This is a genomic window from Bradyrhizobium sp. 14AA (assembly GCF_054185205.1).
In genome coordinates, this window is sequence record NZ_JAVAYM010000029.1 from 42854 (window position 1) to 64353 (window position 21500).

Sequence of the window (21500 nt, forward strand, 5' to 3'; positions counted from 1 at the left end):
TGCAGCTGCGGCTCAGGCCGGCAGCGGCTGGCCGGCCTGCTCGCGGGCGATGTAGTCAGCGTACCAGTCCGGCCAGTTCGCATCGTACTGACCGCCGTTCCGCTTCTCGTGCTCACCGTGTGCTGCGGCCGCACGTCGGAGCGCGCTCGCGAGCTCGGGCGAGGAGGTGAATGTCGTGCCTGCTGCCTCTATGCGTCCCGGTAATCGCGTGGTGATCTCCTGGAACAGCCAGCCGTTGCCGTCGGGATCGTTGAACGAGACGTACGAACGATAGCTGGTGCGCACGGGATCCAGACCAGCAATCCGACGGCGGCCGAACAGATAGGGCTCGTCGGGTCCGGTGTGCACGTCGCCTTCAGCGTGGAAGACCTCGCTGACCTCGACACCGCGACCGCGCAGATCGTCTCGCGCGGCTTCAATGTCGGAGACGATCAGGTACAGGCCCTGGGCGGAGCCGGGTGCCGCCGCGGTCACGTTCTTGCCGAAGATGACCGAGGAGGGGGAGCCGGGCGGTGTGAACTGGATGACGCGGTAGTCGTCAGGCCCCGCGAAATCGGTATCGAGCCTCCAACCGAGGTTCGCATAAAACTTCTTGGCGCGATCGACGTCGGAAACAGGGATGACGACGACCTCGAGCTTCATGTCGATCGTTGGCGCGCGGGTGGTCTCGTTTGCATTCTGGGCAGGCATGGCTCTCTCCTAAATTAGATCGTATCCGATGTAATCGCGTGCGCCGTATAAAGTGCCGCGGGGCCTCAATGTCAACCCTTCCGATTTAATCGGATGCGATATATATGCATGCGGAACTTCACATGTCCGTGTCGGAAAGGGTGCCCAATGAGCCTGAAGAACGGTCCCAGGGCCGATTCCAGAGACGATTCAATGACCAACCAGAAACCGGGACCGGCCGAGGGCGCCCGGCGCCTCGACGATTTCCTGTGCTTCGCGATCTATTCGGCCAACCTCGCCTACGGACGAGCCTACAAGCCGGGTCTCGATAAACTCGGCCTGACCTACCCGCAGTGGATCGCGATCGTGGCGCTGTGGGAGCAGGACGACCAAACCGTGAGCGAACTCGGCGACAAGATGTTCCTGGAATCCAACACCCTGACGCCGATCCTCAAAAAGCTCGAGGCGATGGGCTATTTGCGCCGCCAGCGCGATCCCGCCGACGAGCGGCAGGTGCGCGTCAGTCTCACCGACGCCGGCCGCCGCCTCCGCGAGAAAGGCATGCACATGAATCTCGTGAAGTCGAGCGGACTCAAGCCGGATGAGTTCGCGCGGCTGCAGAAAAGCGTCGTCAGGCTCCGCGACAATTTAATCAAGGCGATGGAGGAGGAGTGACAGGCCCTACCTACTTTGCATGAGGTTGCTTTCGACAGTTTTGTTTTGGCTATGCCCGATAGCGCCGCCGCAAGCGGAACCAGGCGAAGACCATCCGTGCCGGCTAGCTTAGCAGGAACGACAGCAGCGCCCGCATCTCGGCGGGCTTGATCGGCTTCTTCAGCACCTCGAGGCCGTGGAGGCTCGCTTCCTTCGCCGCCTTCTCGGAGTAGTCGGCGGTGATGATCATGGCGGGGGTGTCGAGCCTCAGATGCTCCCGAACGTCGGCGATGGCCGACAGGCCGCTCTCGCCGTGATCGAGGTGGAGGTCGGCGATCACGGCATCGGGCGCGCCGCCGAGCTCGCTGAGGCGCAGCAGCGCATCCGCCGCCGAGCGTGTGGTCGCGACGTCGCAGCCCCATCCCTCCAGCAGCGCGGCCATCGCCTCCGAGCCGTTTGGATCGTTCTCGATCAGCAGGATCTTGGCGCCTTCGAGCCCGCTATAGTGCCGCTCGGCGAGCTTGACCTCGTGCACCTCGTCGCCGACTTCGGTGAGGTCGGCCGGCTCCAGCTCCAGGGTGAAGGTCGATCCCCTGCCGACCTGCGATGACAACCGCACCTCGTGCCCGAGCACGGTCGCGAAGCGGCGGACGATGGAGAGGCCGAGCCCGAAGCCGGCCTGGTCGGTCGCAATGGCCTCGCCGCGCTGGAATTCGCGGAAGATCGCTTCCTGCTGCGCCTGTGCAATTCCAGGCCCGGTGTCGGAGATCTGGATGCAGATGTGGTCGCCCCTCAGCCGGCATCCCATGACGACGCCGCCGTTGCGCGTATAGCGGATGGCATTGGCAAGCAGGTTCTGCAGGATCCGCCGCAGCATCATCGCATCCGACATCACGGCAAGCGGCGATGTGCGGATGCGCAAGGACAGGCCTTGCCGCGCGGCGATCGGCTCGAACTCGTTGCGGAGCTGCTCGAACAAGGGCGCCAGCGCGATCGCGCGCACGTCCGGCTTGAGCGCGCCGGCGTCGAGCTTGGCGATTTCCAGCAGCGACCGCAGCAGGTCCTCCAGCATCACCAGCGAGCGGTCGGCCTGATCGATGAGCAGGCCCGCCTCCTGCGATTCCATCATCTCGGTCAGCGCCGACAGGGTCAGGCGCGCCGCGTTGAGGGGCTGCAACAGGTCGTGGGTGACGGAGATCAGCACCGAGGATTTCAGCGAGCTTGCCGCCTCGGCCTGCTGCTTGGCGCGGTAGAGACCCTCATTGGCGTGCTCCACCGAATGCAGCGCTTCGCGCAGCTGGTGCGTCCGGTCGCGAACCTTGTGGTCGAGCGCAATGGCGGTTTCGAACAATGAAAAGGCGTTGAGCTGCTGGTCCATCGAGCGCTCGACGCGTGACATCAGAGCGGCATTGATCTTCTTCAGCTTGGCGGCCTCGCGCCGCAGCTGGTCGACCGCATCGGGGCCCTGCCACATGTCCGTCACGACGGGCGCCTTCCGATCGCGACGCCCGTGAAGGTCTGGTTCACATGCATCGAGCCGAACTGTTCGCCATAGGTGTGAAAGCCGACGACGCGGTTCTGCCGGTACAGTTCGGACATGTCGCGGGCGAGCTGGTGCTGCTCGGCGTCGAGCCGGCGGAGCAGGCACTCGAAGCCGATATAGAGCGAAACGTCTCCGATCTGGTCGCGGATTTCGGCGAACGTCTCGCGGGTCGAGCCGACCAGGCTTCGCGACGTCGCTGCGGTCAGCACCATGCCCTCATCGATGGCGCAGAAAAAATGCAGGGAGCCGTCCGGTTCGACGCGCTGGATCGACCGCGCGTAATAGGAGCCGCCGACGCGCACCAGGACCGGATGCGACGCAAAGGAGAACGGATCGAGCTTGGCGTCGATGATGCCGACCACACGCGAATATTCCAGCGCGGCAGGCTCTGCATTCAGCTCCCTGACCATTCGATTTTCGATGTCGGCCTCGGTCACCACCATCTTCTGCGCCCGCGGCTCGAAATTGTCGCACTTGAAGGCGCGGAACGGCAGCGATGTGTTCAACAGGATCAGCAGGGCAGCATTGGTGTGCGCCTTGCCGTCGAAGAACACCCAGGTCTTCTCGAAGCGCATCCCGTCGCCCGCGGACCCGCCGACGACCGGAATGTCGTCCAGCGATGCATAGATCGCCGACATCACCGCCTCTTCACGGCGGCACAGGCCGTCGATCAAGACCAGGCCGAAGGGGCTGCCGCGGTCGACCTGCGGGGTGGCCCGCAGCAGCTCGTGCCGGAGCTCGCCGCCGATCCTGCGGCCGTCCTCGACGCGGAAGCTGTCGAGGTTGAAAATGGGCCGCACCGCCGCGGCGAAGTCGGCACGGCTGAACGCCAGCGCCACGACGCTATTCTCGTCCCAGCCATCAGGGGCGAGCTCGCCCGCGGTGGTGCAACCGCAGACCTGGGTCTCGTCGAATTGCCGGGTGATCTCGGCGATGAAGTGATGGGGGTCGTAGCTGGGGGAGAGGAACAGCAGGATCAGCGCCAGCTCGTCGGAGGGGAGCTGCGCGGCGAGCTCGGCCACGGCTTCATCGACGCTCGCAGCCTTCGACTTGGCCACGGCAACGCCAGACGCACCGCCAAACCGAAAATCGGTTTGCCCCACTCCGTTTCTCCCCTCGATGACCAGCTTGGTCTAAGCGCCAAGTGCCTGATAAGTATCCGAGAGTAAGGCGATTTCCGGTTAGCCGCAACACGGCGCCCGCGGTCCCCCAGCAAGGCTGGACAAAAGGCGGGACAAGCCCTGCGGGCAGAGACTCTCTCCATCCAGGTTGCGGCCCGGACGAATTTACCACCCCTTGACAATTCTGCCTTAATTTTCCGCACGGGTTCGGAAAAGGGCTGCTTCCGGGCCGCAAGATCGTTGCAAGAACATGGCTGGGGGTGGGAATGTCCGGACGTATCGCGTCGGCGTCAAAGCGCACAATATTTCCGACCCTCAGGTTCCGCGCCAAGATCATTCTCGGCTTTGCCGCAGTGCTGGTGATCTCCGCCGGCAGCATGGCCTTCTCTTATTTCGGCTTCGAGCGGGTCTCGTCCGGGGTCGGGTCGTACCGTGCCAGCGTTTCGGAGGCCGATCTCGCCCGCAACATCGATCGCGAGCTGCTCGCCTATCGTTCGGCCGTCAGATATTTCGTCGTCACCGGCAAGGAGGATGATGCCAAGGCGGCGCTGGAGACGGAGACTGGCCTGAAGAACGCCATCGACCAGGCCATCAAGAGTGCCAAGAAGCCGGCGCGGCAGGAGAGCCTGGGCAAGCTCGCCAAGGAGTTTGCGAATTTCTCCGCGACCTTCGCAAAAGTCCTCCAGGCCAAGCGCGACAGTGCGCTGCTGGTGCAGAACCAGCTCACCCGCAACGCCAACCTGCTGAAGTACAAGCTCGACGACATCGGCAACAACGCTTCCGATTCCGAGGCGCAGGCGATTGAGTTCGGCACCAAGCAGGTCAACGCCCAGTTCCAGACCGCGAGCGCGGCGGCGACCAATTTCGTGCTGACGTCCGACCAGGCGATCGCGACCAGCGCGCTGGCGCGGCTGAAATTCGTCGAGAACTCGCTCGGCGCGGTCTACTCCATGGACGACAAGATCGTCACCGGGCTGAAGGACGCCAAGGGATTGCTGGGCGCCTATCGCGAAGCGCTGGAAAAGCTGATCGCCAACGCCAAGATGATCGATGACCTCGTGACCGAGATGAGCGGTTCGGCCGGCGCGATCCTTCAGGGCGCGACCGCCATGAAGGCGGACCTCGTCGCCGAACAGCAGCGGCTGGATTCCGAATCGGAAGCGACCATCGGGAAGACCGAGCAACTGGTGCTGATGCTGGCGGTCGGCGGCACGCTGCTCGGCGCGATCCTCGCCTTCCTGCTCGGCACCGGCATGTCGCGCCCGATGATCGCGATGTGCAAGGCGATGCGCGAGCTCGCCTCGGGTAATTTCGACGTCGTGCTGCCGGGCCTCGGCCGCAAGGACGAGATCGGCGAGATGGCCGGTGCGGTCGAGGAGTTCAAGGTTCAGGCCGTCGCCAAGGCCGAGCGCGATGCCGCCGCCAACGAGGCCCAGAACAAGGAGGCGGGCGCTGCGCGCCGTTCGGAGCTGATCCGCTTTGCCGATGATTTCGAGAGCGCGGTCGGCGCCATCGTCTCCAACGTCTCGGCCTCCGCCGTGCAGCTGGAATCGGCGGCCTCGACGCTGACCCGCACGGCCGAGACCACACAGTCGCTATCGAGCCAGGTTGCCGGCGTCTCCGAGCAGGCCTCCAGCAACATGCAGTCGGTCGCGACCGCGACGGAAGAACTCTCAGCCTCGGTCGAGGAGATCGGCCGCCAGGTCCGCGACTCCAGCCGCATCGCGGAAGCCGCCGTCGTGCAGGCCAGGGAGACCGACACCCGTATCGGCAAACTGTCGCATGCCGCCCAGCAGATCGGCGAAGTCGTGAAACTGATCACGGCGATTGCCGAGCAGACCAATCTGCTGGCGCTCAACGCCACCATCGAGGCGGCGCGTGCCGGCGAAGCCGGCCGCGGCTTTGCGGTGGTTGCCAGCGAAGTGAAGTCGCTGGCGAGCCAGACGGCGAAGGCGACCGACGAAATTTCCTCGCACATCACGGGCATGCAGGGCGCCACCGCCGAATCGGTTGCCGCCATCAAGGAGATCGGCGCGACCATCGGGCAGATCTCGTCGATCTCGACCTCGATCGCCAGTGCGGTGGAGGAGCAGGGGGCCGCCACCCAGGAGATCGCGCGCAGCGTCCAGACGGTTGCGCAGGGCACCCAGACCGCGGCCACCGATATCGGCCAGGTCAACCGCGGCGCCGCCGAGACCGGCTCCGCCTCGGAAGAGGTGCTGAACTCGGCCAAGACGCTGTCATCCGAAAGCACCCGCCTCCGCGCCGAGCTCGACCGCTTCATGGCGAATATCCGCGCGGCGTAGGGTCGCTGCGCGTGAAGTTCGCGCCGTCGCCTCATACTCCGCTGTCGTCCCGGACAAGCGCGCCTCAAGCGCGCGCCGATCCGGGATCCATACTCCCAGGGAGAAGTTGCGGCGCGAGCTGGTAACTCCGAGTCATCGCCAAACCCAGTTCTGTGGCTATGGGTCCCGGATCTGCGCTCCGCTCCTGACAGCGCTTCGCGCTGCCACGGCTCTACTTGTCCGGGACGACAGCGGAGATCGCCGGCACTCAATTTGTAACGGCGCGAGAAAGCGCGCCTTAACAAATCCCCGCGACACCTAACCGCCAGTTGCGGCGCCACAAATTTACCACAGCTTATCCTTTGCCCCTTAACGTGCCGGAGAGTCAGGGAGCGGGCTGCTTCCGGGCTGCGCCTGGTTTTCCGCGAATGGAATGGGGTGGGGGAATGTCGGTCAAGTCGAAGTCGAGCCAATCGAAGCTGCCAACGCTGCGTTTTCGTGCAAAAATCATCCTCGGCTTCGTGGCGGTGCTCGCCATCCTCGCCGTCAGCATGGCTTTCGCCTATTTCGGCTTCGAGCGGATCCAGGGCGCCGTAGCTTCCTATCGCACCAGTGTTGCGGAAGCCGATCTGGCGCGGACGGTCGATCGCGAACTGATCGCCTATCAGGGGCTGGCGCGGGCCTATACCCTGACCGGTTCGGCCGATGACGAGACCGCGGCCAAGGCCGCCGAAGGCAATCTGAAGGGCGCGATCGCCAAGTCGCTGGCCGCCACGACCGGTGCCGCCCGCCGCGAACAAGTCGGTAAGCTCGAAACGGAATTCCAGGGCTTCACGAAGGTATTCGGTGAGATCATCACCCTGACGCGCGAGAACAACAAGATCGCGGCCGATGAGCTCAACAGCGTCGGCAACAAGATCCGCTTCAAATTCGACGATCTCGCCGACACCGCCGCGCTGGCGGGGCTTGCCTCGGTCCAGACCACGGCCAAGGACATCACCTCGCAATATCTGGCGGTCTCCACCTCGGTCAGCGCCTTCGTCGCGAAGCCGGAGCCGAAGACCGCCGACGGCGTGATCGCGCGAGTAAAATTCCTGGAGACCCTGCTGGTCTCGATCTATGCGAACGACCAGAAGATCACCGACCGCGTCACCGAGATCGGCAACCTGCTGAAGCAGTACCGCACCTCCTTCACGAAGCTGTCGGAGAACGTGAAAGTCATCGTCAAGCTGAACGGCGAGATGACCAAGACGGCGGCGACCATCCTCAAGCTCTCGGCCGACCTGCGCTCGGACCTCTCGGCCGATCAGCAGCGCATCGAGGCGAGCGCCAATGCCACCATCGGCGACACCGAGCGGACCATGCTGATGATGGCGCTCGGCGGCCTCGCCATCGGCGCCGCGCTGGCCTGGATGCTGGGCAATGGCATTTCGCGTCCGATGATCGCGATGTGCAAGGCGATGCGCGAGCTCGCCTCGGGCAATTTCGACGTCGTGCTGCCGGGTCTCGGCCGCAAGGACGAGATCGGCGAGATGGCCGGTGCGGTCGAAGAGTTCAAGGTTCAGGCCGTCGCCAAGGCCGAGCGCGATGCTGCCGCCAGCGAAGCCCAGAATAGGGAGGCAAGCGCGGCGCGCCGCTCCGAGCTGATCCGCTTTGCCGATGATTTCGAGGGCGCGGTCGGCGCCATCGTCTCCAACGTCTCGGCCTCCGCCGTGCAGCTGGAATCGGCGGCCTCGACGCTGACCCGCACGGCCGAGACCACACAGTCGCTATCGAGCCAGGTTGCCGGCGTCTCCGAGCAGGCCTCCAGCAACATGCAGTCGGTCGCGACAGCGACCGAAGAACTCTCGGCCTCGGTCGAGGAGATCGGCCGCCAGGTCCGCGACTCCAGCCGCATTGCGGAAGCCGCCGTCGTGCAGGCCAGGGAGACCGACACCCGTATCGGAAAACTGTCCCATGCTGCCCAGCAGATCGGCGAAGTCGTGAAACTGATCACGGCGATTGCCGAGCAGACCAATCTGCTGGCGCTCAACGCCACCATCGAGGCGGCGCGCGCCGGCGAAGCCGGCCGGGGCTTTGCGGTGGTTGCCAGCGAAGTGAAGTCGCTGGCGAGCCAGACGGCTAAAGCGACCGACGAGATTTCCTCGCACATCACGGGCATGCAGGGCGCCACCGCCGAATCGGTTGCCGCCATCAAGGAGATCGGCGCGACCATCGGGCAGATCTCGTCGATCTCGACGTCGATCGCGAGCGCCGTCGAGCAGCAGGGCGCGGCGACGCAGGAGATCGCCCGCAGCGTTCAAACCGTCGCGCAGGGCACCCAGACCGCGGCCACCGATATCGGCCAGGTCAATCGCGGCGCCGCCGAGACCGGCTCTGCGTCGGAAGAAGTGCTGCACTCCGCCAAGACGCTGTCCTCCGAAAGCACCCGCCTCCGCGCCGAGCTCGACCGCTTCATGGGGAATATAAGGGCGGCGTAAGGGCATTGCGGGTTAGATGTTCCGCCGTCGCCTCACTCTCGGTGTCGTCCCGGCCTAGTGCGCAATTGCGCACGAGGGGCCGGGACCCATCACCACAGGGAGACGTTATAGGGCGAGATGATAACTCCGAGTCTTCGCCAAACTACTTTTCGTGGCTATGGTCCCGGCCTTCGCCGGGACGACAACCAATCATTCCCTCCCAAACGCCCGCTTCAACTCCACCTTCGCTCGCTCCAGGCGCGAGCGCTGCGTCTTCGGCAGCGTCTTGCCGGCGCGATTGATATAAAACGTCAGCATCGACAGCGCTGACCGGTACGCGCCGGTCTTGCGGCGCGAGCTGTGCTCGGCCGAGCGTTTCAGCGAGGCCGCGATCTTCTTCGGGCTCGCCAATTTGAACACGCCTTGCTTGAGATCGAGCGCGTTGCTCTCCTTCGTCACGCGCTGCGACCAGCGCTTCGGCGTCGCGCGTTTCGCGCTCTTGCGCGCGGTGCCGCGCCTTGCACTCGTTTTCTTGCGCGCAGTTTTGTGGGAATGTGTCGTCTTTCTGACATGAGCCATGCGTCAACTCCTTGCGGCTCCATCCGAAACGGACGGCCACAAGCGCCGTTCCAGGGGAACCGGCCCTGGCCGCAGACGTTGTCGCAGGTGGCAGGCGGAATGCCGCATCCCGATGATCGGATCGGCCCCGTCCACATAACGTGAAGCGGGGCGCTTCCATTGATCAGACGCAACAGCCCGATGGAATTGCAGCAGAGCCCAGCGCTGAACTATGGACCTGTGGTCGCGGCGGCCGCGACCGACCGTATCGTCGAGACCAGCATTCCGGCGCGGCTCGACGCGCTGCCCTGGAGCGGCTTCCACACCCGTGTCGTGCTGGCGCTCGGCATCACCTGGATCCTCGATGGACTCGAGGTGACGCTCGCCGGCGCGCTCTCGGGTGCGTTGAAGCAGAGCCCGTCGCTGCAATTCTCCAATCTCGATCTAGGCATTGCCAATTCCGCCTATCTCGCCGGCGCCGTGCTCGGCGCGCTCGGCTTCGGCTGGTTGACCGACCGTATCGGCCGCAAGAAACTGTTCTTCATCACGCTCGCACTCTATCTCTCGGCGACCGCTGCGACCGCCTTGTCGTGGAATGTCGCGAGCTACGCGCTGTTCCGCTTCCTTACCGGCGCCGGCATCGGCGGCGAATACACCGCGATCAACTCGACCATCCAGGAACTGGTGCCGGCGCGCTATCGCGGCTGGACCGATCTCGTCATCAACGGCAGTTTCTGGATCGGTGCCGCGATGGGCGCGGTCGCGGCCATCGTGCTGCTCGATCCCGCCGTGATCGGCCCCGACCTCGGCTGGCGTCTTGCCTATCTCATCGGCGCGGCCATCGGCCTCGTCGTGCTGCTGATGCGGATGTGGATCCCGGAAAGTCCGCGCTGGCTGATGATCCACGGTCGCCCCGACCAGGCCCATGCCATCGTCGACGAGATCGAGCGCTCGGTGATCGGCCAGGACCAGGATACGAGCGACGGGCGCTTCACGAAGATCCGGCTGAAGATGCGCGATCACACGCCGATCAGGGAGGTCGCGCACACGCTGTTCTCGACGTATCGCCGGCGCGCATTGGTCGGTCTCGTGCTGATGAGCGCGCAGGCGTTCTTCTACAATGCCATCTTCTTCACCTTCGCGCTGGTGCTGACCGATTTCTACGGCATCAGCGCCGAACATGTCGGCTGGTACCTGCTCCCCTTCGCGGCCGGCAATTTCCTCGGCCCGCTGCTGCTCGGCCGCCTGTTCGACACGCTCGGCCGGCGCACGATGATCATGTTCACCTATGGCGTGTCGGGCGTGTTGCTGGCGGTGTCGGGCTATCTGTTCTCGATCGGCGCGCTGAGCGCGCAGGGACAGACTATCGCCTGGATGGTGATCTTCTTCTTTGCCTCGCCCGCCGCGAGCGCGGCCTATCTCACCGTCAGCGAGACCTTCCCCCTGGAGGTCCGCGCGTTGGCGATCGCGGTGTTCTACGCGGTCGGGACCGGCATCGGCGGCGTGATCGGGCCGGCGCTGTTCGGCGCGCTGATCGACACGGGATCACGCACCAGCGTGTTCGCCGGCTATCTGCTGGGAGCCTTCCTGATGATCGCGGCTGCGATCGTGGCGTGGCGCTATGCCGTCTCCGCGGAACGCAAATCGCTCGAACAAATCGCGCGGCCGCTGGCCTTTATGGAGTAGACTATGAAATCGGAACTTGCGGAAATGGCATTGGACCAGACGCGCACCATGCCCGACGATGAGGCGCCCGACGCGGTGCCGGTGCCGCATGCGCTCGTGCCACACCTCGACCAGACCGCGATCCTGCTCGACATCGACGGTACGTTGCTCGATTTGATGCCGACGCCGCGCGAGGTGTGGGTGCCGCCGGGCCTGTCCGATACGCTCAACCGGCTGGTGGAATGCACCTCCGGCGCGCTGGCGCTGGTCAGCGGCCGCTCGCTCAACGACATCGACCTGATCTTCGCGCCCGATGTCTTTCGCGCCGTCGCCGGTCATGGTGCGGAGATGCGGCTGTCAGTGGACAATGAGGCGGACGACGTGCACGCGCCGCCGCTGGACAAGGAGCTGAAGCGGCGGCTCGCCGCGATCGCCAAGCTCAGCCCGGGCATTCTGCTCGAGGACAAGGGCTATTCGCTGGCACTGCATTACCGCCTCGCGCCGCATGCGGAGAAGGCGATCTACGAATCCGTCTCGCTGATCCGCGCCGATCTGCCCAATGCGCCGATCGAAGTGCTGCCGGGCAAGTTCGTCTGCGAGATCAAGCATTCCGGCTTCACCAAGGCGACCGGCGTGCGCGAATTGATGACGCACGAGCCGTTCAGGGGACGCCGTCCTCTGTTCATCGGTGATGACGTCACTGATGAGACGGTATTTGCGATCATGCCCGACATGAACGGGCTTGCCTTCTCGGTCGGTCGCCGCGCCATGGGCGTGAACGGTCACTTCGACGCGCCAAGCGATGTGCGCACGTTCCTTGCGCGCCTGCTTGATCCGAGGTGAAACAAAGGCAACGCCACCTCGCAGACATAATGCCGTCGGCACGGTGCCATTGCGCGCCGTAATGCACGTTGCGCAACACGACCGCAAAAGCTGTCTTTGCAGGGGAATTTCCAGGGAATTTGGGAGTTCCGCGGCAAAACCAGTTCCAACGCGCGCGCCCGATTTTGGTTTCAATTGGTTGGAACGATGATCAGGAACCATATTGATGAACGGCAGTTAAACGGGGTGGAATGAAACAGGAGGGGACGACCTGTGAACTTAGTCGTCGTTTCAAATCGTGTCGCGCGTGGCAAACCCAACGAGCCCATGACGGGCGGCCTTGCGGCAGCATTGCTGCCGGTGGTGGAACATTCGGGCGCGATCTGGGTGGGGTCCTCGGGCCGCGTGCGCGATGGTCATCAGAAGCAGCCATTCGCCGAGATCGAAGCGCTCGGGTCGGGAGCCATTGCGACGCTGGATCTGCCAGCAGCGCATTATGGCGGTTATTACGAGGGCTTTGCCAATTCGGCGCTGTGGCCGGCGCTGCATTCGCGCAGTGATTTGATCCGCGTCTCGCGCGACGATTACGTCAGCTATCGCGAGGTCAACGCCTTCATGGCGCGTGCCCTGATGCGCTTCCGGAAAGCCAAGACCGCGTTCTGGGTGCAGGATTATCATTTCCTCGCGCTTGGCGCGGAACTGCGCGATCTCGGCCTCGACGATCCGATCGGCTTCTTCCTGCACACGCCGTGGCCGGTTACGGCAGTGATGCAAGGTGTGCCCAATCATCGCGAGCTGATCACGGCGATGCTGGCCTATGATCTCCTGGGCTTCCAGACCGAGGAGGATTGCCAGAATTTTCTGGGTTACGTCGCGGGCGAGCTCGGCCTCTCCGTTGAGGACGGCGTTGCGATCTCGCAGTATGGCCGCACGCGCTGCGAAGTCTTTCCGATCGGCATCGATGCCGAGAAGTTCGCGCAATACGCCGCGAAATCGGCCTCGCATCCCGACGTGTCGCGGCTCCGGCGCAGCCTCAATGGCGAGCGCCTCGCGATCGGTGTCGACCGGCTCGACTATTCGAAGGGCCTCGTCAACCGCATCAGCGCGTTCGACCGGCTCTGGACCGAGCAGCCGCAGTTTTCGCGCAGCGTCTCGCTGCTCCAGATCGCCAACCCTTCGCGCGGCGGCATCGAGGCCTATGGCAATCTCCAGAACGAGGTCGCGCGCCTCGTCACCGACGTCAACGGTCGTCACGGCGAAGTCGACTGGACGCCGATCCGCTACCTCAACAAGGGCTTCAGTCAGGCCGTGCTTGCGGGCCTCTACCGTACCGCGCAGATCGGCGTGGTGACGCCGTTGCATGACGGCATGAATCTCGTCGCCAAGGAATATGTCGCCGCCCAGAACCCGGCCGATCCCGGCGTGCTGGTGCTGTCGAAATTCGCGGGCGCTGCCAACGAGCTCGATACGGCGCTGGTCGTCAATCCGCACGACATCGACGGCATGGCGCGCGCGATCGCGGTCGCAGCCGCGATGCCCCTCACCGAGCGCAAGATGCGCTGGGACGCGATGATGAAGAAGCTGCGCGGCCACACCATCCAGCAATGGTCCGCGGATTTCGTCGCCGAACTGGAAAAGTGCCGGACGGAGAAGGCTGTCGCGCCGCTCGCAGCGCAGCCGCCGCAGGCATTGCGCTGGCTGAAGTCGGCGATCTCAGGCGTGCGGTTGATCTAGAGAAGCTTGCTCGATCTCACCCTCTCCCCTTGCGGGAGAGGGTGGCTCGCCGCGGAAGCGGCGAGACGGGTGAGGGGTCTCTCTCCGCGCATGACTCTCTTGATCTCGAACCGCGGAGAGATACCCCTCATCCGTCGCGCTCGCGCGCCACCTTCTCCCACAAAGGGGAGAAGGGAAGAGCGGGCCTCAATAGCAATACGACACGCCATCCAGAATCGCGCATTGCCGCTTGTTCGGCGCGTTCGGATCATCCATCGGCACCATGCCCTTGCCCTGGCCGACGAACACGCCGGGCCCGACATGCACCGAGCTCTTGTTGCCGATGATCACGCTTTGATGCGGCGTCGAGCTGGAACGGGTCCCGTCCGGCCAGATGATGGCGTCGCCCGAAAGAACCCCACGCCGGCCGTCGTCGCAGCTGACGTCGCCCCCCTGCCGGGTGCAAACCTGCGCCAGGGCCGGCACGGCAAAAATGGCGCCAAGGGCCGAAATCAGGCTCAGCGCGGCGATGGTCTTGCGGGTGGTCATGGCGTCCCCGGTGGTGGTTGGCACTCTCAGATGAATCGTCGCGCCAAACCGGCTGTCGGTTCAGCCGGCAGAAGGCCCCACGCATGACTCGGTGCCATATATTCCCTAGAAAATACAACAAGTTGCGGAAATTTCACCTGATTCCCCCGCGGTCTCTTGCAAAATCAGCGGCGCCCCTTCAAGAGAGGGCGCTCCGGAGAGATGGCCGAGTGGCTTAAGGCGCACGCTTGGAAAGCGTGTGTGCGGGAAACCGTACCGTGGGTTCGAATCCCACTCTCTCCGCCACCGTTCAGGTAACCACCTGCTCTCACAGCGATATTAGAACAGGCTCCCGCGCAGCCTCTCCGACTGGGACAGAACCCTGGTACAGAGAGCTGCTCTGATGGCTCAGCCTCACCTCGTCAGACGAGGGTCTACGTTTTACTTCCGGATCGCGATCCCGCTGGTGCTAATCGGGGTGCTGAGGCGACGAGAATTTAAAACGTCGCTCCGAACTTCGGACGCAATTTTAGCCAGGATACGAGCACGGGTTCTGAGCAACAGGCTCGAACTGATCTTCAGGGACATTCGATCTATGGCTCAGGCAACGCCAGACGCGATCGTGAAGGGGGCGCAGGACTATTTCCGTGTCCAGCTGAGCAAGTCTCTCGAACTCGCCTTTTTAATACCCAACGACCCCGCCCTAGACAGGGATATCGAAATCGCTGGGGCGAAACAGCTTGCGGCAGAGATGCAATCAGACTTGGCGAAGCAGCACTTCTCGCCAAGCGTTCGCTCGGATGCCGAGAAGCTACTGAAGTCGATAAATGCAGGGAGTATGTCGAAAGTCTCCGAGGTGTTCTGGTTTGCCTGCGTTGCGGTGCTTCGTGCGAAAATAGAAAATGCCAAGCTCCATGCGGAGCAGCTGGCGGGCAACTACGCGGTCACCTCGGCAGACCCGCTGTTCACCGGCATATTCGCAAATGAACTGCCGCCGATCCCCGGTGAGAATGCAAAACCGCATAATTCGTCCACCTTCGACGAAGTCGCCAACGATTTCTTCGCAGTAAAGAGTAAGAAGGATTGGGTATGCCGGAAAGATCTTTCAGACACATGGCGTGGCCAGCGAGGAATTCATCAAGCTCGGAGGCGCGAACGTCGAAGGTGCTATCTTCGCCGGCGAGGCCTTTATCATTGCGGCTGATCTTCCGGCGGGAGACCCGTTCCGTCACGCGACGGAGCAGTTCATGACCGCCTATGAGGCGGTGAACGGCCAGAAGCCCAACATGTTCGCGGCCCACCTCTGGGATGTCGTCGCGCTGATCGAGAAAGCTGCGCCGAAAGCGCTGAAGACGGCGAAGCCGGGTACGGCCGAGTTTCGCTCGGCTCTGCGGGACGAGCTCGAACGCGGCGAGAACGTCTATCTCAACAACGGGCTGTCGAACATGAGCAAGACCGATCACAACGGCTATGACGAACGCTCGGCCTTTCTGATCAAGGTCGAGGGCGGCAAGTTCCGCTCGGCAAAATAGTCGCGCGCCATCCGGGCAAACGCGACGGGCGTGTCGGAGGACAGGTGAGCGCCGTCTAATAGAACGCCGCGATGGCCGTCGCGAGTCCCGCCGGGAGATTCGTCTCGCCCTTCAGCGTGTCCAGGAAGACGGGATCGCCTGACACCGTGAGCCCGTCGAGCTTGATCGGATGCAGCGGCTCGGCCGCCGCCGTCACGGCTCGCAAATCGGGGCCGGTCCGGGTGCCGTTATATTCGAGCCGGGGGCGCAGTTGGACGTTGTTGCCGAATTGCTCATCCAGCGCGAGACGCCATCCGGTTCGCGACACGGTTCCCCGGGTGATCGCCTCGCTCATGACGAGGCTGCGCGGTTGCAGCGTGCCGAGCTTGCCGAGCGCGTCGCTGAGCCGGCTCGTCGCCTCCGCCAGCGTCACGTTCTCGATCCCGGGATCCTGGTCGGGCGAGGTGAAGTCGATCAGCCGCGCGCTGCTGCCGATCTTGAGGGCTTCGCCGCTTCCGCCCGCTTGTTGCATGGCCTTCTTCGTTCCATAGCGCGGTCGGCCGCCGATCGTGACCAGGATGATGTCCTGCTCGCGCGACTTGATCAGATGGTCGTAGGGATCGGCGGTCACGCCCTTCACGATCAGAAGATCGGCGAACTTGCCTTTGGCGATCGTTCCCAGTTTTGCATCCCATTTCAGGATCGCGGCCGGATTGCGCGTCGCCATCGAAACGATGTCGTAGTCGCTGAAGCCGAGGCCGAAATGCGCGGACACGACCTTCGCTGCCTTCAGCTCGCCGAGCAGGTTCTTGCTGCCGGACGGTGACCAGTCCGAGCCGAGCGCGATGGTGAGGCCCGCCGTGCGTGCGGCCGCGACGTCCGTCGTCTTGCCGTAGAGCAGCAGATTGCTCAGGGGCGACCAGACGACCTTGGCGTGATTTTCGGCCATCGTTCCGAAGTCGGTCGCGTCCAGTGCCGTGCAATGAATGCCGGCCAGCGACGGCTCGATTGCCCAGTCTCCCTGGGGATTGCGCAAGGCGAGGAAGTGGCTGTGCGCCTTGGCGTCGATGCCTTCGCTCAAATGCAGCAGGAAACACGACGACGATTTGAGCTCGTTGTCGAACTTGGCCCAATCCTCCGCGTCGATATCCGGGATTTTCGAATGCGCCCGCGGCAGATCGGGCGGGCTCCCGATCTCGGCGGCGCGCAGCGCGCCCTTGTAGTATTTGTGAATCGTGCCGCTCCAGTTCGACAGCGTGATCCCCTGGCTCGTCGTCGTTCCCGCGACCAGGCATTTGGCCTCGACATAGCGAACCAGCGCGGGCAGCAATGAGCCGTCGTCGGCGAGTGCAATGGCGCTCATCGGGCCGGTCACCGACGTCTTGTACGATTTTGCGTTCTGCCATTGGTCGCGATTGCCGAAGAGCTGCGGCACGCGCCAGAGCGGCAGGATGTTGTAGCTGAGATGATTATGCAGCTCGATCAGGCCCGGGTAGATGGTGCCGCCGGTGGCTATCGCATCGATCGCCTCGAAGCCGGCAGGGGCCGGCTGCCCCTTGGGCACGATCGCGGCGATGCGATCGTCCTCGATGAAGATCGTTCCGCTCTTGATGACGTCGCCCTCGGCGGCCATCGTCACAATCCGCCCGGTCAGTGCCCATCGCTTCGGGCTCGCGGCCGGACTCACGGGATCACCCCGTCGGGAATGGTGATCGTGATCGTTCGCCGCTTGGTCGCCGCGTCGGCGCCCTGACGCACGGCCCATGGCGTGTCTCCGCGCATCCAGGCCGGCAACCCCGCCGGGAGGTCCTTTGCAATGATGTCGACAAGCTCGGCAGGTTTGAAGGCGTCGCCATACGGCACGAGCGTCGTCGGCACGTCGGGATGCTTGACCACAGGCGCCAGCGCAGCGAGAGCGGCATTCCACTTGGCCAGCATGATCCTGGTGTTCGCCGCCTGCGTGGCCGAATCATGGGCGGAGCTCTCCGGCCAGGTCGGATGCGTGATGTGCTGATACGCCAGGGTCTTGTAAGCCAAGCCATCGGGCGTCCTAAGCCAGGCTTTCCAGGCCTCGTCCGCAAGGCCGCCCAGCGAGACGACGGCCTCGATGTTCCCCGACCCGAGCACGGCCTTGAACCATTTGTTGCGGTAGCCGACGATGCCCGGCTCGTTCTTGTGCTGGGAGCCGCCGCTCTGGCCGTAGACGCTGTACAGGAAGGTGTTCACCATCACGTAGCTCTGCGTGATGCCGAGCTTCGCCAGGAATCCCTGCGTCCGGCGGCCCGCAGTGCCGACCAGGATTCTGCGCACGATGGTTTCGTGCTGGGCGGGATCCTGACCGACCACGAGCACGCGCGCCGATCCGTCGAGCCGGCCGCGGTGAAAGATCGGTCCCCATTCAATCCGGAAGTCGTGTGGATCATAGGCTTCGGTGCCGGGGTAGTCGGCGCACAGATCGCGATATGGCTGCTGGTCGTATCCGCTGTCGAAATCCACGAGCATGGCAAATGCTCCAAACGGCTGATGTAAAAATAGCTGCGTCGAAAAAGCCTGGTCGCAATGCGGCAATCTTAGCGGTTGTTTGCTGGAACATTCAACCACACTATATGGGTCAGGGGAGACCACCCAAAGGTTCATGAGCCTCCCTGGCATCGCCTTTGGGCCGTGACAGAGCGTCGCGACAACGCGGCATGCAGAAACGCGCCTGTACACGGTCGCGTGACCTCCATAACCTCCGCGCCGCAATTTCAGGAGATGCGACGTGGTGAAGAAGACGGCAACCAAGAAGAAAAGCGCGACAAGGAACGCAGCGAAGACCTTCGGCAAGAAGAGCACCGTCCGCAAGGGCCCGGTCACGAAGGCCGCAAAGAAGACAGTCAAGAAGGCTCCTCCACGCAAATCCTCCGCACCGCGCCGCCCCAGAGGGCCGGCCTGGCAATGGTCGGCGGTCGAGACCGCCGCCGCGATCCGCTCCGGCGCAATCTCCGCAGTCGAGACCGTCGAAGCGCATCTCGATCGCATGCGCGCCGTCAATCCCGGGCTGAACGCCGTCGTCGTCGATCTCTCGGAGGAAGCATTGGCCGCGGCGCATGCGGCCGACAAGCAACGGGCCAAGGGCGGTGCGCTCGGCCTCCTGCACGGCGTGCCCATCACCATCAAGGAGAACGTCGACTACGAGGGACGGCCGAATTTCAACGGCGTGCCGGCGAACAAGGATCTCGTCACGCCCTCGGATTCGCCAGTGGTGCGCAACCTGAAGAGGGCCGGCGCGATCGTCATCGGCCTCACCAACACGCCGGAATTCTCCTTCCGCGGCTTCACCGACAATCCGCTGCACGGTCTGACGCTCAACCCCTGGGACCCCGCCATCACCTGCGGCGGCTCCTCGGGCGGCGCGGGCTCGGCGGTTGCCGCCGGCATCGGCACGATCGCCCATGGCAACGACATCGGCGGTTCGCTGCGCTGGCCGGCGCATTGCAACGGCGTTGCCACCATCAAGCCGACGCAGGGACGCATCCCCGCGTTCAACGCAAGCGCAACGGCAGAGCGGCCGATGCTGGCGCATCTGATGTCGGCGCAGGGCCCGCTCGCGCGTCACGTCGGCGATGTTCGTCTCGCGCTGGAGGCGATGAGCCAGCGCGATCCGCGCGATCCCTGGTGGGTGCCGGCGCCGCTGGTCGGCGAGAGACCAAAAGGGCCGATCAAGGTCGCGCTGGCAAAAATCCCGGATGACATGGACGTCGATCCATCCGTCGCCGCGGCGCTGCGTCAGGCCGCCGATCACCTCGAGCGTTCCGGCTATCGCGTCAGCGAGGTCGAGGTGCCCGACATCAACGGCGTCTGGCAGACCTGGTGCGACATCATCACCAACGAGACCGTGGTGATGCAGGAGTCCAGCATGCTGGAGGTCACCTCCGAGGACTTCCACAAGGCCTGGGGCGGCATGAAGGCCAAGGCGAACGTGCTCGATCTCAAGGCCTGGATGAAGGCGACTGCTGCGCGCAACGGCCACATCCGCGCCTGGCAATTGTTCTTCGAGGAGTATCCGGTCGTGCTGGCGCCGACCACGGTCAAGCCGACGCCGGGCCCGCGCGAGGACACCGTCAGCCCCGAGCGCGTGCGCGAGATCTTCTGGGGCGAGATCCGCTTCATCTCCGCGATCAACGTGCTGGGCCTGCCCGGCGCCGTGGTGCCGGTGGCGCTCCACGACGGCAAGCCGATCGGCGTGCAGCTCATCGCGGGACGCTATCGCGAGGACCTCGCGCTCGACGCCGCGGCCGCGATCGAGAAGCGGGCCGGGGTGCTCGCCCATCGTCTCTGGGAGAAGATGGCCTGACCCCATGCCAGAGGGCTTCGCGCGTTGCGCGCGGAGCCCGCAAGGGAGCCGGTCAGTTGGTCAGATGCGAGGCGGCGATCGCCTTCTGGAACAGCGCGTTCAGCGCGTCGCTGATGCTCGAATCGCTCGAGACCTCGTAGTAATAGCCCGACGTCGCACAGGCCTGCATCTTGGTCGCGATCGAGCTGCGCCATGGCGCAATGTAGGTGTTGTACCAGCTGTTGTTGGTGATCGCGAGGTAGGTCGTGTAGAGCACCGCGATCTTGACGCCACGTGCCTTGATGGTGTCGCAGATCGTCGTCGTCAGCGGCTCTTGGCATCGGCCCGACGAGCTGATCACGGTCTGGCTGCAGTTCGAGGGATAATAGTAGTCGGCCACGCCGTCCGAGACGAAGAACAGCCATTTCTGCGGCGAGGACGAGGAGCCGTCGCCGGGCGTCGGAATCACGCCGTTCATCGACGACAGGATGCCGTCGAAATCCGTGCACATGTCGTTGTTGTAATTGGTGTAGGGAATCGTCATCAGGTCGACGGCGGAAACGGCTGTCTTCACCGAAGAGAGGCTCGAGGTCAGCGCCGAGATCGTGGTCAGGCTGATCGATGCGCAATCGCTGCCCATGGTGTAGACGGCCATCCGGTACTGGTTGCTGACGAGCTGGCTCGCGGTCGCGGTGTCCGTCAGCGACTGCGTCGCGTCGCGCACCAGGTCGATCCGCATCTTGATCCCGAGGTTCTTCGCGATCGAATAATAGCTGTTGGTCTGCTTGGTCTTCTTCGAGCTCGACGTGTAGGTGTCGTGGCAGGCGAAGGCGCAGCTGTCGGATGTCGCGCTCTGCAACGCGGTCATGTCGGCCGTGGTGGCGCCGAGCCCCTGCGACGGGGAGTTATCCAGCAGCACGTAGAAGTCGATGTAGGAGGGCAGCGAGGCGGCCGCGCTCGAGGTGGCCGAGACCGTCATGGTCTTGTAGCCCAGGATTCCCATGAAATAGGTCGTCACTGTCGACGATGCCGTTCCCGTGGCGGTGCGCGTGGTGACGCTGTCCGTCACAGTGATGGTCACCGAGGTGGTCGTCAGGCCGGACGCGGACATCTGTCCGGCGAAGGCGTTCAGGGCGTCGCTCTGCGCGGCCGACGCACTCTGTGTGATCTCGCTCTTGGCGGTGGCGACCAGCACTGCGGTGTCGAGCGCAGCTATCAGCTTCGTTTTCGCCCGCGCGGCGAGGGAGTAGTCGACGGCAGCGCCGACGAAGGACAGCAGCGGCACCAGCGCAAGTGCGAAGATGACGGCGATGTTGCCGCGCCGGTCGGCAGCAAAGCGCGAGAGCAGATGAGCATCGTTGGCGTTCGTCAAGCCGGCAATCCCAAAGCAAGGAGCGATGCGCCAGCGTAGAGGCGGCGAAATTACGCAACGATTGATCGCCGCATGATCGTTGATGTCCGCTGATTGCGGACCGTGTCGTCGGAGCCTTGAGAGACGTTGCGAAATGAATATTCGAGCCGGCCGCCTTCAAATGCGGAAGAGCCGGCGTCGCGAAGGCGAGGATGCGCTTCCCGCCGGACCGCCAAGGCGCATCCATTCATTAATCCAATTTAACTCGAATTTTAGCCAATTCGCCAACAACCGTTAGGGTTACTT

At 64.0% G+C, this 21500-nt stretch carries 15 protein-coding genes, 1 tRNA gene and 2 pseudogenes; 10 read left to right on the plus strand and 8 right to left on the minus strand.

Annotated elements, in window-relative coordinates; genetic code table 11:
* Positions 1-12 precede the first annotated feature (12 nt).
* Positions 13-690 carry a VOC family protein gene (locus RAD15_RS37030; RefSeq protein ID WP_458183660.1) on the minus strand — a complete coding sequence of 226 codons (678 nt, stop codon included), beginning with the start codon at positions 688-690 and terminating at the stop codon, positions 13-15.
* Positions 691-882: 192 nt separating this feature from the next.
* Between RAD15_RS37030 and RAD15_RS37035 the strand changes: the two genes are divergently transcribed.
* Complete coding sequence (locus RAD15_RS37035; protein ID WP_458183661.1) at positions 883-1344, plus strand: MarR family winged helix-turn-helix transcriptional regulator; 462 nt, start codon at positions 883-885, stop codon at positions 1342-1344.
* A gap of 103 nt (positions 1345-1447) precedes the next feature.
* Here RAD15_RS37035 and RAD15_RS37040 read toward each other — a convergent pair whose 3' ends face one another.
* Positions 1448-2797, minus strand: coding sequence for a hybrid sensor histidine kinase/response regulator (locus RAD15_RS37040; RefSeq protein WP_458183703.1), 1350 nt, complete (start codon positions 2795-2797; stop codon positions 1448-1450).
* 5 nt (positions 2798-2802) lie between these two features.
* Positions 2803-3969, minus strand: coding sequence for an FIST N-terminal domain-containing protein (locus RAD15_RS37045; protein WP_458183662.1), 1167 nt, complete (start codon positions 3967-3969; stop codon positions 2803-2805).
* 284 nt (positions 3970-4253) lie between these two features.
* Between RAD15_RS37045 and RAD15_RS37050 the strand changes: the two genes are divergently transcribed.
* Positions 4254-6293 carry a methyl-accepting chemotaxis protein gene (locus RAD15_RS37050; protein ID WP_458183663.1) on the plus strand — a complete coding sequence of 680 codons (2040 nt, stop codon included), beginning with the start codon at positions 4254-4256 and terminating at the stop codon, positions 6291-6293.
* Positions 6294-6718: 425 nt separating this feature from the next.
* Positions 6719-8752 carry a methyl-accepting chemotaxis protein gene (locus tag RAD15_RS37055; protein ID WP_458183664.1) on the plus strand — a complete coding sequence of 678 codons (2034 nt, stop codon included), beginning with the start codon at positions 6719-6721 and terminating at the stop codon, positions 8750-8752.
* A gap of 189 nt (positions 8753-8941) precedes the next feature.
* Here RAD15_RS37055 and RAD15_RS37060 read toward each other — a convergent pair whose 3' ends face one another.
* Positions 8942-9310 (minus strand): DUF3175 domain-containing protein, encoded by a 369-nt coding sequence (locus tag RAD15_RS37060; protein ID WP_458183665.1) that lies wholly within the window; start codon positions 9308-9310, stop codon positions 8942-8944.
* 180 nt (positions 9311-9490) lie between these two features.
* On the opposite strand from RAD15_RS37060, the gene RAD15_RS37065 reads away from it, so the two are divergent.
* The 3 genes from RAD15_RS37065 to RAD15_RS37075 all read left to right on the plus strand — a co-directional run bounded on the left by RAD15_RS37065 (position 9491) and on the right by RAD15_RS37075 (position 13510).
* Complete coding sequence (locus RAD15_RS37065; RefSeq protein ID WP_458183704.1) at positions 9491-10975, plus strand: MFS transporter; 1485 nt, start codon at positions 9491-9493, stop codon at positions 10973-10975.
* A 3-nt stretch (positions 10976-10978) separates the two neighbouring features.
* Positions 10979-11797 (plus strand): trehalose-phosphatase, encoded by an 819-nt coding sequence (gene otsB / locus RAD15_RS37070; protein WP_458183666.1) that lies wholly within the window; start codon positions 10979-10981, stop codon positions 11795-11797.
* A 252-nt stretch (positions 11798-12049) separates the two neighbouring features.
* A complete protein-coding gene (locus RAD15_RS37075) occupies positions 12050-13510 on the plus strand; it encodes a trehalose-6-phosphate synthase (protein WP_458183667.1) in 1461 nt (486 codons plus the stop codon).
* 186 nt (positions 13511-13696) lie between these two features.
* On the opposite strand, the gene RAD15_RS37080 is transcribed toward RAD15_RS37075, so the two are convergent.
* Positions 13697-14038, minus strand: coding sequence for a hypothetical protein (locus RAD15_RS37080; RefSeq protein WP_458183668.1), 342 nt, complete (start codon positions 14036-14038; stop codon positions 13697-13699).
* 195 nt (positions 14039-14233) lie between these two features.
* On the opposite strand from RAD15_RS37080, the gene RAD15_RS37085 reads away from it, so the two are divergent.
* From RAD15_RS37085 to RAD15_RS37095, 3 genes and pseudogenes are all read left to right on the plus strand, one after another.
* A tRNA-Ser gene (locus RAD15_RS37085) sits at positions 14234-14323 on the plus strand.
* A 97-nt stretch (positions 14324-14420) separates the two neighbouring features.
* Positions 14421-14597 (plus strand): annotated as a pseudogene (locus RAD15_RS37090) (DUF6538 domain-containing protein); the annotation flags it as partial.
* 493 nt (positions 14598-15090) lie between these two features.
* A pseudogene (locus tag RAD15_RS37095) lies at positions 15091-15549 on the plus strand (ABC transporter substrate-binding protein); the annotation flags it as partial.
* 55 nt (positions 15550-15604) lie between these two features.
* On the opposite strand, the gene RAD15_RS37100 reads toward RAD15_RS37095, so the two are convergent.
* Complete coding sequence (locus RAD15_RS37100; RefSeq protein ID WP_458183669.1) at positions 15605-17161, minus strand: amidohydrolase family protein; 1557 nt, start codon at positions 17159-17161, stop codon at positions 15605-15607.
* Between the two features lie 50 nt (positions 17162-17211).
* The gene (locus tag RAD15_RS37105; protein WP_458183670.1) at positions 17212-18030 is read right to left on the minus strand and encodes a uracil-DNA glycosylase; all 819 of its coding nucleotides are present in this window, start codon (positions 18028-18030) and stop codon (positions 17212-17214) included.
* Positions 18031-18289: 259 nt separating this feature from the next.
* Here RAD15_RS37105 and RAD15_RS37110 point away from each other — a divergent pair, with 259 nt between their 5' ends.
* Positions 18290-19864, plus strand: a complete 1575-nt coding sequence (locus RAD15_RS37110; RefSeq protein WP_458183671.1) for an amidase family protein — start codon at positions 18290-18292, stop codon at positions 19862-19864.
* A gap of 52 nt (positions 19865-19916) precedes the next feature.
* Here RAD15_RS37110 and RAD15_RS37115 read toward each other — a convergent pair whose 3' ends face one another.
* On the minus strand, positions 19917-21215 hold the full coding sequence (locus tag RAD15_RS37115) for a TadE/TadG family type IV pilus assembly protein (RefSeq protein WP_458183672.1): 1299 nt from the start codon (positions 21213-21215) through the stop codon (positions 19917-19919).
* Between the last annotated feature and the right edge of the window lie 285 nt (positions 21216-21500).